Below are 19012 nucleotides of genomic sequence, written 5' to 3' on the forward strand. Positions count from 1 at the left end.
AACAATGGTGCTGGTAAGTTTAACGGCTATTTTAGCGCATTATCATAATTTTAACTTAAGCGTTTTACTGTAGTCGATCGGCACTTTTTTATTGATGCCAAATTTAGACACCGTTAAATTACCATTAAAATTCAGGCTCACTTTTTTCCCATTCAAAAACCCCACCAGATCCGATAACATATTCCTTTTAAACTCCCCGGCAGGAACCTCGACCGTAAATGGTATCTCGAACTCCTGTTTGGCTACCACCCTGGTTTTGGTGGTATTAGTGATGCTGGCAATGTTTTTCTCTTTATAAATTACTTCAACATTAATATTTTTAACCTTATAATTTAACTCGTTCGGGTTTTTAAATAACGCCTTACCTTTCAGGGTAATGTAGTCCCTGGTGATACGGTGCACTTGCAATTCATTGATTTTATCAAATACAGGCTCCTCATACGCACCACAACCTGTGAGGATCATAAGTATCACAAAACCCAGGGATCGGCACTGCCTTGTTATCATAGTCGTTTTAATCATAAAGTCCCGCAAGATTTATCACTAAAAAATAGCATAAAATATGCCAATATAATTCATTAAAAGATTCAAAGCGCTTTATTTTAGATCTTTTTTAAATAATCAGTATGTAAGCTTTCGCAAAAAATATTAAAAATTCAGACAAATAAGGACTGTGCTGTTATTTTAAGTGTAATTTTCTAATTATTCGATACTTGTATCCTTTAATCGTTGTTTTCTCAAATTATTTTGAATCTGGTATTTAAGTTTAACATTGTGATTGCCATTTTGACCGGAATGGCTTATTTATCCGCTTATATTTCGCCATATCGATGCTGGTTTCCTGGCTTTTTGGCTTACGGTATTCCTGTTTTTATGGCACTGAATTTTGTTTTCCTGCTTTTATGGATCATGAGGGGAAGCATGAGGTTGCTGGTTTCGCTGTTTACTATTATGCTGGGGCTGGGAAATATCCGGGCCAGCTACTCCCTGAGCCAGGAAAACCCTCCGGTTCATAATCAATTCTCAGTGATGAGTTACAATGTAAATTGCTTCAATCCTTATCCCAAAAAGGGCCCGAAGGACAAAGAGACATTTGAAAGTATTACCGGTTATTTAATCAAAGAAAGTCCTGATATACTATGTATTCAGGAGTATTGCAGTTATCCTACCATAAAAGTGTTTGACACCAAATCAAAACTTCTGAACACCGGTTACCGGCATTTATTTTATAAAACCCGCGGGAAAGATGACCGACTTGAAACAGCCGGTTTGGCAATTTTTACAAAATTTCCGTTCATTCGATCAGGTACGGTGGAAAATGAAAGCCAGGAAGTAATTGCCATTTACATGGATTTATCGATTGTCACCGACACAATCAGGGTGTACAATGCCCATTTATTTTCTATGGGTTTGATCAATCACCGGCAGCCGGAAGCAAACAATGCCGTGAAAAGGTTTATCGGCAAGATGAAAACAGGGTTTCGGGCGAAGTCTGCCGAAGCTGCGTTATTAAGGGACCATTTACTGGCAAGTCCGTATAAAATTATTTTAGCAGGAGATTTTAATGAAACACCTTACAGTTATGTTTACAAATCTTTTAAGCAACATTTCAACAATTCTTTTGAAATCGCCGGCAACGGCTTCGGTGTGACTTACAATGGAAAAATCCCGTTTTTGAGAATCGATCATCAATATGCCGACAAAGAAATCAGCATACTGAACCACCGGGTATCAGGGAATATGACTATTACGGATCATTTTCCGGTCGTGGTTGATTATACATTGGAATAAAATTATTATTTTAACCTTATTGAAATATCAACAAAATCCTTTCAACATGAAAAGAAACTACAAACCCTATTTGGTATTGGCACTGACCTTATTTTTGGCAGTGGGTTGTGCTTCGCTCAAAAACAAGTATACCCCGGCCGGCACATGGAATTACGTTGTGAAAGATACACCCATGGGTGATGCTGTGGGTACTATGAGTATCACCTCTGTGGATGATGGCTTCTCCGGCAAAATGATTACTGATAACTTCGGCGAAGGTAATATGGATAACCTGACCATCGTTGACAATCAATTAACAGCCAGTGTATACCTGGCCGGACCAGGTATCACCATCGATGTGAAAGGGCTTTTTGAAGGTGAAACTTTTACAGGCTCGGTCAACGCCAATGGGGATGAGTATCCTATGACAGCTACCCGCAAGGTAGTCCAATGACTTTGGTTATACCGGGAATTGCTGTCGGTAACTTCCCGGTATAACTTCCGAGATCCTTGTGTTACGTTATCTTCTCGATACTTCACCCTGCAACGCTGCAATTTTTATTTGTCCTGAAGGGCCGTATTTAGCGCTACGTGATTTTTCCGTAACAAAGACCAATTGCTGTTTTGCCAATCCACACAATACTTTCTTGCTCCATTTTGTACCATGACAATGTTAAAATAAGTCTGAAGAAATAAAACTTTTCATGTGATGGTTGAATTATTACACCCCGATTATAACCTCGTTTTGCCCGGCAAAGCGGATTTTGATACATTGGAAAGGTAATCTGAAATTTGAAAACTTTAACCAACGTCCCGGGTTGGTTGGCACTGCCATTTTCATGAAAAATTCAGAAAAAAGTGGTTAAACAGGCTTTTTGGGCGGTTTATAGTCCCATTTTGGGACATCGTTTCTATTCCTTTTCTTCAATCTGACATGAGAATATTTACATTTTTATTGGATACATTACCCAAATTCCTTTATCAAAGGATTGGCCTACGCTCAATAAAATGTTTGTAGTATCTTGCCCTTATCAAAACTCCTACACTCTGTACCAACCACAAATTGTCGGTTGTCAGCCATTTATTGGTAGGCTGAACAAATAATCCAAATTGTAAACTTTAAAAATAAATTTTAGTATGTTCGGAATGTTAATTCTGCGAGCATTGGTTGTAGTGCTTGTGGGGGTGATCATTGTATTGATCCGGAGCTATTTCAAAAAAGTACAAATTCATAATCGGGTGATGAACCAAATCAAACAAGAGAATGAGATTTGGAATGAAGTCTTAAAACGAAAGGATATTAACAAGGTTTAAACCCCGACTAACCGCATAAAATATTAATCTCACATAACGCTATCGTGATATGAAAAGGCAAATTGCGTCCAATTCAGGGCGCCAGTCTTTTTTTTATCCTCCTTTATAATTACCTTCTAAAATTCATAAATTTGAAGGTAATGTTCACCATCATAGATATTGAAACGACCGGCAGTAATTCAAAGTCGGATAAAATTACTGAAATCGCAATTTTCAAACACGATGGTAAAGCGGTTATCGAAGCATACTCGACCTTAATTAATCCGGAAAGGCGTATACCCTTTTACATTACCGAACTGACCGGTATCGATGATACCATGGTAGCCGATGCTCCTAAATTCTACGAAGTAGCTAAAAAGATTGTAGCACTTACTAAAGACGCTGTGTTTGTGGCCCATAACGTGGGCTTTGATTACAATTTTATACGCTCAGAGTTCAAAAGCCTGGGATATGACTTTAACCGGCCAAAGTTATGTACGGTCAAATTAAGCAGGCTTTTAATACCGGGAAAAACCTCCTATAGTCTGGGTAAGCTTTGCAAAGCATTGGGCATCGAGATCAGCCACCGCCACAGGGCTGAGGGGGATGCAATGGCAACAGTAACACTCTTTGAGATGCTGCTTGCACGGGATCAGGGCAATATCATCTTCCATGGCGGTAAACCAGGCTTGTTGCCATCACATCTGAATTCAAACCTGTCACCCGAGGTGATCAATGCCTTACCTGCCAAAACCGGTGTGTATTATTTTTTCAATGAACACCATGAACTGATCTATGTCGGAAAAAGTAAAAATATAAAATCCAGAATCAGGGCGCATCTCAACAATTTCGATCATCTGAAAGCCATCGAATTACGGAATGAAATCACCTGCATCGAATATGTGATTACCGGAAGCGAACTCATATCGATGTTACTTGAATCTGCGGAAATCAAACGCCACAAGCCCTATTTCAACCGAGCCCAGGTTAAATCCGGATTTAATTATGGTGTATTTTCCGATTTTCTGATCGACGGGTTTATCCACTTCAGAGCAGGTAAAATATCCGGTAAAAATCATCCGCTCGCTGTTTTCACCTCTCAAAATCAGGCCAAGGGATTTTTAAGCCGGGTCACCGAAGAATTCGACCTCTGCCCGAAATTTACCGGGCTGGACTATACAAGTGGCCCCTGCATGAGGCATTTAATGCAGCATTGCGATGGAAATTGCCACCAAAAAGAACAACAAGAAGATTATAATGCAAGGGCTATGGCAGTTATAAAATCCATGGCATACGACCACTTCAGTTTTTTCATCATTGACAAGGGCAGGGAAGAAAATGAGCGATCAGTTGTAAAAATCGAAAAGGGCAAATACATGGGATACGGCTATGTCAGTGACACTAAACTGTATGACAATATTGAAGTATTAAAAAAATGCATCAGCCCTGAAGAAGACAATCATGAAGTGCAGCAAATCATTAAAGGCTTTCTCAAGCGAAATACTGTGGAAAGGGTCATTCCCTATTAAAATTTGCGAAACAGGTAGGCCACAACGGCAATCAACAAAATAAACAAAAAGAGTTTTAATCCGAATACCGAACCCAACGCACTGAATAAGGAAAAGAAAACAGCAAAAATTCCTCCAACCACTGATCTTACAACAGAAAAAACAATAGATAAAACAGGGATAAGGCAAAAGGCCAAAAAAATCACTGCTAAAATTCTGATAGAAGAAGAGGACATTGTTAATTAAGATTTTATTTATTTAAAGATAATAAAATATAGCAGCATTGAATAAAGAAATCTTAAAATTAGCCATACCCAATATTGTAAGCAATTTATCGGTACCCCTGCTTAGCGTTGTGGATGTGGCGCTAATGGGGCATCTTGAATCAGCCCATTTTATCCTGGCCGTAGGCTTCGGCACCAGCTTATTCAACTTTCTTTATTGGGGCTTTGGGTTTTTACGAATGGGTACTACAGGTATTACCGCACAGGCATTTGGAAGCAGGGATTTTCAGGGAACTTCCCATATATTTTTTCGTGCCATGCTCATAGCCCTTGCCGCAGGTTTATTGCTTTTCCTGTTTCAGTCCTTTTTACTGCAAGTGGGTGTGGTTTTATTTGACACTACCCCGGAAGTTCGGCAATCACTGATACTATACTATCGTGTGCGCATCTACGCTGCGCCGGCCACCCTGAGTATGTATGTGATCATCGGTTGGTTTTTGGGAATGCAAAATGCCAAAATACCTATGGTGCTGACCATAGTCATCAACACAATCAACATATTGGGGAGTTTTTATTTTGTAGAACATGTTGGGATGAAAGCGGAAGGTGTAGCGCTTGGTACTGTGGTGGCACAATATTCGGGCCTCGTACTCGGTTGTTTTTTACTGTTTAGAAAACACCGGAAAATCATCACCTGCTTCAGGTGGAAATCAATTGCCGACCGGGAAGCCGTTAAATCCTTTTTGCTGATAAACACGGACATTATCATTCGAACGCTTTGCCTGATTTTCGCCCTGGCTTTTTTCAAAATTCAATCCGGAAACATCGGTGTTACTGTCGGTGCCGCCAACATTGTACTCCTGGAATTCTTCACCATTGCCGCTTACGGAATCGACGGATTCGCCTTTGCCGCCGAGTCGGTTACAGGAAAATATTTTGGTGCCCGGATGTACAAAAAACTAAAACTGGCCATTCGGTTTTGTTTCATCTGGGGGGTAGGTCTCGGTCTTATATTCACCGGTATTTTTTATGTTTTTGGCACCCCGATTTTACAGATGATGACCGACCAGGAGCCCGTTTTTAAAATGGCAAAACAGTACCTCGCATGGATGGTTTTCTCTCCGGTGTTGATGGCTGTTCCTTTTATCTGGGATGGAGTATTTATCGGGTTAACTGCCTCCAGGGCCATGAGAAATTCCATGTTAATTGCCACCGTTATTTGCTTTCTTCCCGCCCAGTTTTTCCTGACCAAATATTATGATAATCATGGATTGTGGTTGGCCCTGATCATTTTCTTTTTAGCCAGGGGAATCAGCCAAACCATCATGGCAAAGTCGCTTTTAGACTAACTATTAAATTCCGCTTTTAGAACTTTATAAATTGATTTTTTATTTTATATTTTATAATATAAATATTTGATTATTAGTATTTTAAATATTTTTTATACAAAATATGTATATTCTATAAAAAACAACCCTCTGGCGGTTGCCCGATTTTGGTCAAACTCTCCCGTTTTGGGAGTAAAAAAATGCCCCTCAGCAATGAAATGTGTGGATAAAAGACCTGAGCATCTTTTTTAATTTCCGGTATTTCTTTTGGTAGGGATGCCGTAACCATATCCCGCAGTCTTACGGCAGTGATGTCGTGCTAATTCAACCCGACAGTAAACCTCACCGGGATCACCTTCGAACGCTTAATTCCTGGCAAAAGCCGGTAACCGGAAAGGTATATGATTGCAGGGTTACGGGGGAGTGGGCAGCACTGCTCAAAACCCCTGCGGCAGAGCGGATTGCCACCTTGATCGGGGAATTGCCGCAAGCCCGGTTGACTAAAAAGTTTTTAATGAAAGCCTAAAAGCTTGCTTTACCGCCCAATATTTAACATCTTAACTTTTTGACCAAAGCAAAGATGATAAATGAATATGAAACCGGTATTAAAAAACCGTATGCCAGGCCAAGCTGTTATGGTATCGCTAATTTTAAGTTGTTTGTTTTATAATCACCGGTTGAAGGCGCAGGAGATTGGTGTTTCGGCCTCTTTTTTTATCCCTGAAAACGGCTATTTCTCAGCACCCATCAGCCCCATTTCATTAAGAGGCGTGGGAATTAATATGACCGATTATCTGTCATTGGAAACCGGAATCACCCTGTACAGGATGAGCGGATTAAATGTGAAAGAACTGCCATTTGAAAGCAAAAAACCTCTGATTGGGCCGGCATTTACTGTCCTGGTTCCCTTGGAGCTGGTGCTCGAGTTTGGTGTAGAAAATCATGTTTTTCAAATCAAAGGTGGTGGATTTAGTTTTTTTAACTTCGACCAAAAGATCAATGAGGGAAACCTTGACCGTGCTTTGCTTGATTATACAGGTTGGGAAGTGTTGAATTCAAATTTTGATGCCGACAACAATATCGGTTTCGGTATTCATTTCGGTGCCGAATATATTTTGTATATCAAAAATAATTTCGGAATCTCCATGGGTGGTTATTATTACCTGGGGCAGGCAGCGGTAAATCTTTCAGGAACGCTGACCGGCGGTAGCGGGAATTCGGGGATCGACACTATCAGCGAATCATTTCCCGGATCGGAAGTCGACTTCACCGGATTAGAGATTTCCCTCGGTATACTCTTTTCCACCAATTAACAGCCGATTTCTTTCTTTATTATGCTAAATATTATTTCTTTGATTTTTGTTTTGATTAATCGCTATACATGTCGGTAAGAAATAAAATCTCTTTTTTCCTGATCATCATCTCTTTAATTTGTTTGTACCCGGGGCTAACCAACCCTATTTTAACGCTTGAAATTGGTGCGGAGCTACCCCTTGTGGGAAAAATGACCTTTTACGAAAGAACCCAAAACATCGTAGAAACCATCGAGGCCCTGTTCAAGGAAGACAATGAAGTCGTCGCTGCACTCATCCTGTTCTTCAGCATTGTTGTACCACTGCTCAAAGCAATTATCTTATTGATTGTGTTGTTTTTCAAACAAATTAAAAGAAGATTGGACTTGTACCGTTTTGTTTACGCCATCGGCAAATGGTCCATGGCAGACGTATTTATCGTAGGCGTTTTTTTGGCCTATCTGGCTACCAAATCCAATGAGGGGATTCACGCCCAACTGGAGAACGGATTTTACTATTTTACGGCTTATTGCATAATTTCCCTGGCGTCTATACAGGTCATGAGCCTTGAAGACCACGCTGCTGGTGTACGCCGTTAAAGGTATCGAAATTTTGAAGGGGTTTCATTTAACCGGATAAAGTAGTAAAAGGCAAAAACCTCTGTGCCTTGGTGCCTCCGTGGTGAAAAATGATTAACCACCAAGACACAAAGAGGCACAAAGAATTTGGGCGAAAACGTTGCGCGTGTGGCGCCTGTGCTTCCGGTAGTGTTGACCGGCACAGCGTGTTTTGTAGCGTGATTACTTTACAAATTTGGCGATCTCAGGGTTGAAATAGTTGATACCTTTCAATATTTTATGGTCAGCCGCCCTGTAGATGACGTATTTTCCATTTACTTTTTCCAGAAGGGTTTTTACACCTTGTTGTTCATATTTGTCGACAGAAGCCAATCCGTCTTCTTCTTTGACACAGGCCTTACTCATATTGGACCGGTGAACTTCATCAAAGGCTTCGTCAAACATATCCTGAAGGCCATATTCCAAGGTGGATCCATTCAGCACCACTTGCAGGTCGCATAGTGCGTCAAGTGCCTGGGCGGTATCTTTCACCTCTGCCTTTTCTTCAAAAGCGGCTACTTTGTTTTTCATCATTTCGTTAAAAATCCCGGCTGCACCCGAAGCCTCGGCTAACTCACTTAATTCTTCAAGGATGAGTGCCAACCTGAGCCTGACCCGGCTTTCATCAGGGATTTGTGGGGTGTCAAGCACCGGGGCACCGAAGGTTTTATGAAATTCACTTACACTTTCCAGGGTTTTATTCATTTTTATCAGCATTTTTTATGGTAAAATAGATGGTTGCATGAAGGCAACTTTTCATTCCGGACTCAAAACTAACAAAGCTATTTTAATATTAAAAAAGGTATCCTACCAAATTGGCTTGGGAAAACAGTTCCTCTTTGGATCAACTTTGGGAATGAGTGCGTAATTGTGGATAAGTTGTGGATAAACATGCCAATTACGGGGATAAACCTGTGATTTCTATGTGATTCAGAGGTTTTTGGTTGTGGGAAAATTGTGCAAAACAAATGGCAAAAAAATTGGGATTCAAGTCTTTTCGAATCTACCTTTAACAGGCAAATGAAAGATATAAGATCCTGATTTTAAAAGAACTATTTCGAAAGGAAAATGATTTTAAAATCTATATCTGTCAAAAGTTTGAGCACTGCTTAGGTTTTACTTAAGTGGCAGATGAAAATCTATTATCGGACCTTTGTAGCCTTATAAAATCACGGTTCTATAAGGTTAGGCGGGAAGTTTTCGGCTAGAAAATTTCCCGCTTTTTTATATCCGGTTTGAAAGGAATGTCTACAATATTGCATAATAAATTATCACTTCATTTAAAATTCAAAATATTTTTTGCCATATTCGAAATTATTTTTGACAAACATTAAACCAATATTCACGCAAGATCCTGAATGATTTATCATCTGGCCCCATCCAAAATCCGATTAAATTATTTTTTAACTAAATTAAACTCAGAAATATGGCACAAAGAGGTGGTTTTTCCAACCGGTTAGGATTTGTTTTGGCAGCGGCAGGGTCAGCAGTGGGACTAGGAAATATATGGAAGTTTCCGTTTGAAGTCGGCCAGGGCGGTGGCGCTGCCTTTGTGGCCATGTATCTTCTGTTTTGTTTTATTCTGGCATTTCCGGTCATGGTAACAGAGATTGCCATTGGTCGCAAGACACAATTGAATCCAGCAGGCGCCTATACCGCTTTGGGGTATAGAAAATGGAGGGGATTAGGTGTATTAGGCATTCTTTGCGGAACCCTTATCCTTTCTTACTACAACGTTGTTGCCGGTTGGGCATTTGGATATTTTGTGGAAATGATCCTTGGAAACTTCGACATCGGCACCCGCTTCGGTGAATTCACAAGGGATATCACCACTGTGGGTGGCTACGCAATTGTTTTTATGCTATTCACCATTTTTATAGTCTCCAGGGGGGTATCCGGTGGTATTGAGAAAGCTGCAAAGATTCTTATGCCGACGCTCATCGCCATGATTATAGGGTTAGTCATTTACGCCATGACACTTCCCAATGCGATGAAGGGTATAGAGTTTTATCTGGTACCCGATTTTTCCGAAATTAATCTAAAAACCATTCGAAGTGCCCTTGGGCAAGCCTTCTTCTCGCTGTCACTTGGCATGGGTGCCATTATCACCTACGGAAGTTATGTAGACAAAAACGAAAACATCGTCGCCTCGGCGGCTTTGATAACACTGGCAGATGTCGGCATTGCATTTCTGGCAGGCCTTATGTTGTTTCCTTTTGTATTCTCTCAGGGGCTTGACACCAACGGTGGGGCAGGTCTCATATTCATCACCCTGCCGGGGGTATTCGAAAGCCTCGGCGGCCATCTCGGAGTGATCATTGGCGGAGCCTTTTTCCTGTTATTATCTTTTGCAGCACTCACAAGTACAGTCTCTTTATTAGAGGTGCCGGTATCTTATGCCGTTGATGAACATAAGGTAGAAAGGAAAAAAGCTGTTTTGCTAGTGGCTGTTATTGTATTTATCATTGGTATCCCCTCATTGATGGCAAATGGCTATTCGAAAATACTCACTAATTTTATCACCTATTTAGGTGCCGAATCGCCCACAGATTTTATGACATTTGTCGGTCATATAGCCAATGATACATTTTTACCGGTAGGAGGAATTTTGATTACGCTGTTTGCCGCTTACGTGTGGAAAAAAGAGAATCTCAACAGAGAGCTGGAAGCCGGTTATCCAAATTTCAAAGGGAGTTTTGCAGAAAAATATGTTGACCTCGGCATCCGGATAATTTGTCCGCTCGTCTTGAGTATTCTGGTGATAATGAGCGTTTTAGAAACATTTTTTGGTGTAGAATTATTTTAAACATACTATGAAGTTATTGTAGGGTTATCCCGTTTGATAACTTCTTTTTAAGCTTTTTGGATTAAAAGCTTACATAAACAATTAAATCAGGTAAGAATAACTGGCATCTTGTGCGTTTAGCATTAAATTGCCTCCTATTTTAACAACCATCTGTAACATGGCAAATAAATACTTGTATCCGGGCATACTGCTGGCTTTCATATTATTGTCCACAGGTTGTTCCTCAGGCAAAAAATCGTTGCAAAGGGGAAATTACTATGACGCGGTCATGAAGGCTGTCAACAGGCTCAGAAGTAAACCCAACCAAAAAAAGGCCCGGGAGACGCTGAGAAGTGGTTATCCCCTGTCGGTGGCGTGGTTTCTGGATCAGTCAAAAAATCTAATGGCCTCCAATGATCCCAAAAAATGGAGAAACGTGGTTTACAATTATGAAAAGATTAACCAAATGTATGAGGCTATCCGCAAATCTCCCGGGGCATTAAATATCATTCCCAATCCAAAAAGCTATTACAGTGAATTGGTTGAGTCAAAAAACAAAGCGGCAGAGGAAAGTTATATTTCAGGATTACTGGCATTAAACAGCAACACACGGGAAGGGGCCAAGCAGGCCTACTTTGATTTTATGGAAGCTGACCGGTTTGTACCGGGATTTAAAGACACCCGCGATAAAATTGATGAGGCGAAATATTACGCTACGCTGAAAGTGGTGGTCAACCAGATACCTGTACCATCGCTTCGTTATAAGGTCACAGCAGACTTTTTCCAGGAAAAAGTGCAAGAGTTCCTCAGCTCCTACAACACCAATGAATTTGTAAGGTATTATTCACCCCGGGAGGCTCAGGTAGAAAATCTGGAGCACCCGGATCAGTTGATGAAAATCCAATTTCAGGATTTCCTGGTTGGACAAACACATGTAAAGGAAACGGTCGAAAACCTGGTAAAGGAAAATGTAAAGGTAGGAGAACTAAAAATTGAAAAAGACAGTGTCGTGGATGTATTTGGCGAAGTCAAGGCTAAACTGACCACCTTTCGCAAACAAGTAATTTCTTCAGGGGTATTGAACATGCTGGTGGTAGACGCCCATAGTCAAAAAGTATTGTTTAGCGAAAACTTTGCCAGCGAATTTGTATGGTATACCGAATGGGGTTATTTTAACGGAGATGAGCGGGCCCTTGATAAAGAACAACTGGCCATTTGTAAAAAAAAGGAAATCCCTCCGCCCCCGCCCCAGGAATTATTTATTGCCTTTACAGACCCGATTTATAATCAATTGACACAGAGGATACGGGGATTCTACAGCAGGTATTAAAAGTTTCTCTTCAAAATATGAACTAATTGATTAAATTTACAACCAATAGTTTGGCTGTATTTTTAATTTAATATTATGGAAATCAAAGGCAAAATACTGGAAATATATGATACGCAGGACGTTACGAATACCTTTCGCAAAAGGGAATTTATCCTGGAATATGCGGAGAATCCTCAATATCCTGAGTTTTTAAAATTCGAGCTCATTCAGGAAAAATGCGACCTGCTGAACAGTTTCAATGTCGGGCAGGAGGTTAATGTATTCTTTAATCTGAAAGGAAGAAAGTGGACTGACCCGAAAGGGGAAATCAAATATTTTAACAGCCTGCAAGCCTGGCGATTACAGCCTGGAGATGACGGTCAGGACGGTGTCGCCTCACAACATACTACCTCGATGGACTCCATTTCAGAGCCTGAATGGATGCAGGAAGATGAGGGGGACAATGAAAAACTACCATTTTAACAAGCTTTAATCATTTGCAATACCTATGAAAACTGCCGAGATTCATACCGGTAAAGGTGTTATGAAAGTAACGTTTTATGAAAATGACGCACCTAAAACGGTTGAAAATTTTGTATCATTATCTAAAAAAGGATTTTACGACGGCCTTACTTTCCACCGGGTAATTCCAAACTTTGTGATTCAGGGAGGGTGTCCGCAAGGTACAGGCGCGGGTGGTCCCGGGTATCACATTGACTGCGAGTTAAACGGTGAAAACCAATACCATGACAGGGGTGTCTTATCCATGGCCCATGCAGGAAGAAACACCGGGGGATCGCAATTTTTTATTTGTCACAACCGAAGTAATACACAGCATCTGGATAGAAAACATACCTGTTTTGGCAAAGTTGTAGATGGATTGGATATCATTGATCAGATCAGGCAAGGGGACGTGATTGACAAGATTGTTATAAACGAATAAAATCCCCGGCCTCCGGTTATTTGACTATCAACTATTTACTTTTTTTACCTTACTAAATTTTGCTGCCAGGTAAATGCCTACTATGGCGCCAAACAGGTGAGACTCCCAGGAGACATTGGGATGTGAAGGAAAAACGCCATAAAACAAGCCACTGTAAATGGCAAAAATCAACAGCGAAACCAAAAGTGACCTAAAATCACCCCGGAAAAGCCCAAAAAATATTAAAAAAGAAGCCAGACCATAAATCAATCCACTTGCTCCTACATGATAAGAGGAACGGGCAAAAAGCCAAACCAGAATACCTGTTAAAAAATAGCATTGTAAAAACACTTTCTGAGCGATCTTGTCAAAAAGGAAATATAAAGTAGTTCCAAGAAACAGCGCCGGAAATGTGTTGGAAATGATATGCCCAAGATTGCCATGAATTAAAGGGGCGGTCAAAATACCAATTAATCCGCTTAGTTTTCTTGGATAAATCCCGAATACACCCAGATTGATCTGCAAAAAAAACTCCACACTAAAAACCGCCCACATGACAAAAATCAAACGGGCGGGCACTACAAAACTTTTATCAATCGAGCTGCTCATAGGCCACGCGTTATCAAAAATTTAACAATAATTCATTTTGCCTGTTTAGACAAACATCAAAAATACTATCAAAATCCGAATAATAGCACATGGTCTATGTAAGATTAAATTAATTGTGCCAATTTAAATAAGAGAAAGTACCCCGAATGGATCGAAACGATCCGCATTACCTTGGAATAATACAAATAAAATCTAATGCGTAGGTCCGTAAGGTTTTGTCTAAGATTACGGCGTCGTATTGAACTTTTGATTTATTTTAATGCCTAAAATATATTATGTTTATATGATAAAAAAACCCCTGTATTTTATAATTCAACGATTTTAATTGGTAACATACATCAAAGAGTGAAATATTATGTACAATGAAGAGCCGGTAAAAATTTTTGCTGTCGAGGATGATCCAACCTACGTAAAATTTCTTAGATATGTCCTAGAATTAAATCCGGACAATGAATTGAGAATTTTTTCTACAGGGAAGGAATGCATAGCACATTTACATGAGAAGCCTACGATCATTACACTGGATTATACATTGCCCGATATTTCCGGTGAAGAGGTATTGAAAAAGATCAAAAACTATGACTCAAACCTGCCCGTCATAATTATTTCCGGACAGGAGGAAGTAAGGACCGCAGTAAAACTGTTAAAACTGGGAGCTTACGACTATATCACCAAAGATGAGGACACCAAAGACCGGCTGATTAATTCTATTAACAACGCCAGAAAAAATGTGTCGCTTGTCAATGAGATTGCCCATTTGAAAAAAGAAATCTCTGAGAAGTATGAGTTCGGAAACAGCATTATAGGCAACAGTAAAGCAATTAAAAAAGTATTCTCAATACTTGAAAAAGCCGTTAAAACCAATATAACCGTATCGATAACCGGCGAGACAGGTACCGGTAAAGAGCTGGTGGCCAAAGCCATTCACTATAATTCGGAAAGAAAGAAAAACCCGTTTGTCGCCGTCAACATAGCGGCGATTCCCAAAGATCTTATTGAAAGTGAGTTGTTTGGCCATGAAAAAGGTGCATTTACAGGTGCTGTGGCCAGAAGGCTGGGAAAATTTGAAGAAGCACAGGGCGGAACGATATTTCTGGACGAAATTGGCGAAATGGATCTCAATCTTCAATCTAAATTGCTGAGGGTACTTCAGGAAAAAGAAATCACCAGGGTTGGTGGCAACTCGGTGATCAAGGTAGATGCCCGTGTCATCGTAGCCACCCATCGGAACCTGACCGAAGAGGTGAAAAATGGCAAATTCAGGGAAGACTTGTACTACCGATTGCTGGGACTGCCAATCAGTTTACCGGCATTAAGGGATCGTGACAACGATATTGTTATTATTGCACGCTATTTACTGGACCAGTTCTGTCATGAAAATGATCTGGGAAAAATATCTATCAGCAAATCAGCACAAGAAAAATTACTTAAATACCCGTGGCCCGGTAATGTCAGGGAATTGAAATCTGTCATTGAACTGGCTGCCGTGCTTACCAGTGAAGATGAAATTACTGATGCCGAAATTAATTTCAACAGTGTGGTAAAGGAGAATAACTTCGCGTACGAAGATTTGACATTAAAAGAGTATACACATCGCATTATTCAGCATTTTCTTGAAAAATATGATAATAATGTCATCAAGGTAGCTAACAAATTGGATATTGGAAAATCAACCATATACCGCTATCTCAAAGAACGAGAACTGGAAGTTTCCGGATAACCAAAACTACTTTAATGAAACACAGCCATACTTTAATTGAAAATCTCGAAAAACTAAACCACATAAACAGAAATTTTTCCAGAGCCAGAACAGAAGAGCACCTGGAAGACCTGATGTACGAATCATTCGTACATCTGGTGGAAGGCTCTTTTGAAGTGATTTATTGGGGAGTTAAAAGAGAAGAAAGCAAACTGGTTCCTTTACTTTTCGGTGGTTTGACGGAAAAAGAAATAAGCTGTATTACGTCTGCGGGGGCACCGGATTTTTTGTATAAGACACTTTCACAAAAAAGTAGTGCTGCCTTTTCAGAATGCCTGGATGACCAACACGCTGTGCAACTGAAGGGTACGTGTTTTCACAAAAACGGCAGTTTGCTGGCTATCCCCGCTTATTTTGGTGACACTGTTGCATCGGTTGTTACGGTTTTCATTCATGAAGTAAAAGTTTTTAATGAGTTACAGGAGAGCCTGTTTGCTGTGGCCGCCAATCTCTTAACGTCCACATTCGAATGGATAAGCGTTCATAAAAGACAGTACAACAGGCTGGAAGACTATATCGACCATGAAGCCTTTAACAAATCGGTAGTTGAATATGGCTCTGACATTATCATCATTCTCGATCCTAAAGGTATCATTCTGTATCACAACCCTTCATCCAAAGAAACATTGGGTTATGATCCCGGTTTTTTGGTAGGAAAAAACTTTTTCGATTTTGTTCATCCCAAAAATCTCACACATTTTAAAGATGGCTTTGATAAAAGCATCAGGGACGAAAAAGTACAAAAACTTGAGTATCAGTTCTTGTGCGCCGATGGGAAATATAAATACCTTGAGTCCAACAGTATCAACTTAATGGATAAGGAGGGGGTAGAAGGGTTGATCCTCGACTGCCGCGATATTACGGAAAAAATTCAAACCAACAATGAACTTAAAAAACAACAGCAGTTTATCCAGCAGGTAATAGATACGGACCCAAACCTTATCTATGTGAAAAATGAAGCAGGCACCTTTCAATTGATCAACCAGGCCGTGGCAGATTTACACGGTTCAACAAAAAAAGAGGTCATCAACATGTTGAACGCCAGCCCCAAATCGGGTCCTGAAGAGCTGTACAATGAATCCAAAGCAGATACAGAGGCCATATTAAGGGGTGAGGAAATCATTGTGGAAGAATCATTTACTCTGCCCAACGGAGAGGTAAAATGGTTTCAAACCACCAAAAAAGCGCTACCGGCCGATGAGGGGACTATCCAGATGCTGAGTATCTCGGTGGATATCACCCAAAGAAAGAAAGATGCAGAAGAATTATTAAGTGTGCAAAAAGCAAAGGAGCAGTTTCTTGCCAATATGAGTCATGAGATCAGGACACCGATCAACGGTATCGCAGGCCTGATCAATTTATTGGCTGAAACCAACCCAACACTGGACCAGAAAAAGTATTTAAATGGAATTCAAAGCTCTGCCGAAAACCTGAAAGTAATTATCAATGACATTCTGGACATTTCAAAAATAGAATCGGGAAAACTTAACTTTGAAAAAATAGGGTTTATCCCTGAAAATCAGATTTCTTCTGTTATTGAGACTTTCAAATACCGAACCGACGAGAAAGGTTTGCAATTGTCCTATCACATTGCCCCGGAAGCCAAAATCGTACTGCTGGGGGATCCTGTAAGACTAAACCAGATATTGATGAATCTGATAGGGAATGCCGTAAAATTCACCTATGCGGGTTATATTAAGGTAAGTGCCCAGGTGGAGAAAATTGTGACTGGCCGCGTGGTGATGAAGTTTACGGTGGCTGACTCAGGTATCGGTATTCCCGCCGATAAAATAGGTTCAATTTTTGACAGTTTCAGGCAGGCCGATGAAAGTGTGACCAGAAAGTTTGGCGGTACAGGTCTTGGGCTGGCTATTTGTAAGCAATTGGTCGAATTACAGGGAGGGTTCATCCAGGTGGAAAGTGTCGAAAGGGAAGGAACTATTTTCTCATTTTCCATCCCTTATGATAAAACCGAAGGCTGGGATTTACAAAAGCCGGAAGGCAACAAGGATACCAGGTTAAAAATTAAGGAGCTGGGCTCTTTTGACAGGTTATCAATATTGCTGGTGGAAGACAATGATATCAATCAAATGTACTCTTCCAACATCCTGAAAAAATGGAATTGTAAAGTTGATATGGCAGCTAATGGTTACATCGCCCTGGAAAAAATCAGAAAAAACGATTACGACCTGGTGCTGATGGATATCCAAATGCCGGTCATGGACGGCTTTGAAACAACCAGGTATATCCGCAACAACTTTATTTCCCCAAAAGCCGATGTTCCGATCATTGCCCTTACTGCTAATGCCATTAAAGGTGATAATGTAAAATGCCTTGAAGTAGGCATGGATGACTACTTGCCAAAGCCCTTTATCCCTGAAGAGCTGTTCAACAAGATCATAAAACTCACTAACATCAAACCAAAAGACAACCTGGAGGAACAAGGTAAGAACGATATAAAAAACGATACTCATAAAGCCAGTCAAAGGTCAAAGGTAGTGGTTGATTTGTCTTACCTGAAAGATATCAGCGACAATGACGAAGCGTTTATAAAAGATATGATCCTGTCATTTATAGAAAACAATCCGGTCATGATTGAGGATATTAAAAAAGCCGCTGAAGAGAAAAAGTGGAGGGAGGTAGGCAACATCGCCCATCGCATCAAACCTTCGATTGTTTTTATGGGCATGAATTCGATCAAAAATGTGGTTGAAACCATTGAAATCAACGGTCTGAAAGGTAAAAATGTAGATCAGATCCCCGAACTCATTGCCCGGCTCGAAGCCACATGCCGACAGGCTTACGAGGAATTAAAGCATGAAGAGGTGCTGGTTTAACAGGTCGTGAGGTAATACCATTATTAGAAAAATTTTCCCGATCTGGGATAAAAAACCAATCAAATACTTTATAAATCGCTGTTTTTTAGGTGAAAACGGCGATTTTAGTTTTAGGCACAGATATGGTTAATGTAGTAGTAAAACACTAAGCATATGATGAAAAAGCCTACGATATTTCTGATTGACTCTGATTTGATAGATATCAGTATTCTGGTATTGAAAATCGAGAGAAAATTTAATTGTAACATATATACCTTTTTTGATATTGAGGAAGTATTGATTTACAATGAAATGATACCGGATATCTTCATTATTGATGAGGGAACCTATAATATGAAAAGGGATGTTATCAATCAAATAATGAGTAATCATGGCTCGGAAGATGAAACAAAGTTTGTAGTATATGGCGATAAGGGGTTGATAGACATCCACCAATACAAATCTTCCGGAGACGAAAAGGTCAACGTCGTACCCCTGGATATGGGCTATAGCAGTATACAGTTAAGTTTGAACAGAATTATTGAGTAGGTTGACAATATTTCAGAAAATTAAGTAGTCGAATTTATCGCAGATTTTAGTCATATAAGGCCTGGATTTTCCGGCCTTATTTTTTTGCTTTGGGTTTATAAGCCTTCCGTAACTTCACACAAGCCGACTTGGATGTAGCGCAATTTAGTTCTTAATAAATAGCACAAGCGAGACTTAGCTGTTGCACAACGTTTTCGACAAAGTTCTTTGTGTCCCTTTGTGTCTTAGTGT

At 40.2% G+C, this 19012-nt stretch carries 17 protein-coding genes; 14 read left to right on the top strand and 3 right to left on the bottom strand.

Translation table 11 applies throughout. The features are described from left to right. Positions 1 to 42 precede the first annotated feature (42 nt). Positions 43 to 522 (bottom strand): LEA type 2 family protein, encoded by a 480-nt coding sequence (locus AC04NP_RS25770; protein ID WP_482862936.1) that lies wholly within the window; start codon positions 520 to 522, stop codon positions 43 to 45. 225 nt (positions 523 to 747) lie between these two features. Here AC04NP_RS25770 and AC04NP_RS25775 point away from each other — a divergent pair, with 225 nt between their 5' ends. The 7 genes from AC04NP_RS25775 to AC04NP_RS25805 all read left to right on the top strand — a co-directional run bounded on the left by AC04NP_RS25775 (position 748) and on the right by AC04NP_RS25805 (position 8014). After that, positions 748 to 1791 carry an endonuclease/exonuclease/phosphatase family protein gene (locus AC04NP_RS25775; protein WP_482862937.1) on the top strand — a complete coding sequence of 348 codons (1044 nt, stop codon included), beginning with the start codon at positions 748 to 750 and terminating at the stop codon, positions 1789 to 1791. Between the two features lie 46 nt (positions 1792 to 1837). Then, positions 1838 to 2224 carry a hypothetical protein gene (locus tag AC04NP_RS25780; RefSeq protein WP_482862938.1) on the top strand — a complete coding sequence of 129 codons (387 nt, stop codon included), beginning with the start codon at positions 1838 to 1840 and terminating at the stop codon, positions 2222 to 2224. A 1000-nt stretch (positions 2225 to 3224) separates the two neighbouring features. Then, complete coding sequence (locus AC04NP_RS25785; protein WP_482862939.1) at positions 3225 to 4592, top strand: exonuclease domain-containing protein; 1368 nt, start codon at positions 3225 to 3227, stop codon at positions 4590 to 4592. Positions 4593 to 4854: 262 nt separating this feature from the next. After that, a complete protein-coding gene (locus AC04NP_RS25790; protein WP_482862940.1) occupies positions 4855 to 6144 on the top strand; it encodes an MATE family efflux transporter in 1290 nt (429 codons plus the stop codon). A gap of 295 nt (positions 6145 to 6439) precedes the next feature. Then, the gene (locus AC04NP_RS25795; protein WP_482862941.1) at positions 6440 to 6649 is read left to right on the top strand and encodes a hypothetical protein; all 210 of its coding nucleotides are present in this window, start codon (positions 6440 to 6442) and stop codon (positions 6647 to 6649) included. Between the two features lie 67 nt (positions 6650 to 6716). Continuing rightward, positions 6717 to 7436 (top strand): hypothetical protein, encoded by a 720-nt coding sequence (locus tag AC04NP_RS25800; protein WP_482862942.1) that lies wholly within the window; start codon positions 6717 to 6719, stop codon positions 7434 to 7436. Between the two features lie 68 nt (positions 7437 to 7504). Next, entirely contained in the window at positions 7505 to 8014 is a 510-nt protein-coding gene (locus tag AC04NP_RS25805) for a paraquat-inducible protein A (protein WP_482862943.1), read from the top strand. A 201-nt stretch (positions 8015 to 8215) separates the two neighbouring features. Here the strand turns inward: AC04NP_RS25805 and AC04NP_RS25810 are convergent, their stop codons facing one another. Then, entirely contained in the window at positions 8216 to 8737 is a 522-nt protein-coding gene (locus AC04NP_RS25810; protein ID WP_482862944.1) for a pyrophosphohydrolase domain-containing protein, read from the bottom strand. 721 nt (positions 8738 to 9458) lie between these two features. Between AC04NP_RS25810 and AC04NP_RS25815 the strand changes: the two genes are divergently transcribed. The 4 genes from AC04NP_RS25815 (at position 9459) to AC04NP_RS25830 (ending at position 13069) form a co-directional block, all read left to right on the top strand. Next, positions 9459 to 10838, top strand: a complete 1380-nt coding sequence (locus tag AC04NP_RS25815; RefSeq protein ID WP_482862946.1) for a sodium-dependent transporter — start codon at positions 9459 to 9461, stop codon at positions 10836 to 10838. Positions 10839 to 10995: 157 nt separating this feature from the next. After that, a complete protein-coding gene (locus AC04NP_RS25820) occupies positions 10996 to 12147 on the top strand; it encodes a hypothetical protein (protein WP_482862947.1) in 1152 nt (383 codons plus the stop codon). 75 nt (positions 12148 to 12222) lie between these two features. Continuing rightward, the gene (locus AC04NP_RS25825) at positions 12223 to 12609 is read left to right on the top strand and encodes a DUF3127 domain-containing protein (RefSeq protein WP_482862948.1); all 387 of its coding nucleotides are present in this window, start codon (positions 12223 to 12225) and stop codon (positions 12607 to 12609) included. Positions 12610 to 12634: 25 nt separating this feature from the next. Continuing rightward, positions 12635 to 13069 (top strand): peptidylprolyl isomerase, encoded by a 435-nt coding sequence (locus tag AC04NP_RS25830; RefSeq protein ID WP_482862950.1) that lies wholly within the window; start codon positions 12635 to 12637, stop codon positions 13067 to 13069. 27 nt (positions 13070 to 13096) lie between these two features. Here the strand turns inward: AC04NP_RS25830 and AC04NP_RS25835 are convergent, their stop codons facing one another. Beyond that, complete coding sequence (locus tag AC04NP_RS25835) at positions 13097 to 13657, bottom strand: rhomboid family intramembrane serine protease (protein WP_482862951.1); 561 nt, start codon at positions 13655 to 13657, stop codon at positions 13097 to 13099. Positions 13658 to 14012: 355 nt separating this feature from the next. Between AC04NP_RS25835 and AC04NP_RS25840 the strand changes: the two genes are divergently transcribed. From AC04NP_RS25840 to AC04NP_RS25850, 3 genes are all read left to right on the top strand, one after another. Next, a complete protein-coding gene (locus AC04NP_RS25840) occupies positions 14013 to 15377 on the top strand; it encodes a sigma-54-dependent transcriptional regulator (protein ID WP_482862952.1) in 1365 nt (454 codons plus the stop codon). A gap of 14 nt (positions 15378 to 15391) precedes the next feature. Next, positions 15392 to 18253 carry a PAS domain S-box protein gene (locus AC04NP_RS25845; protein ID WP_482862953.1) on the top strand — a complete coding sequence of 954 codons (2862 nt, stop codon included), beginning with the start codon at positions 15392 to 15394 and terminating at the stop codon, positions 18251 to 18253. Between the two features lie 153 nt (positions 18254 to 18406). Then, complete coding sequence (locus AC04NP_RS25850; RefSeq protein ID WP_482862954.1) at positions 18407 to 18781, top strand: hypothetical protein; 375 nt, start codon at positions 18407 to 18409, stop codon at positions 18779 to 18781. Positions 18782 to 19012 lie beyond the last annotated feature (231 nt).

The sequence above is a fragment of the Agaribacillus sp. DX54 genome (assembly GCF_056858335.1).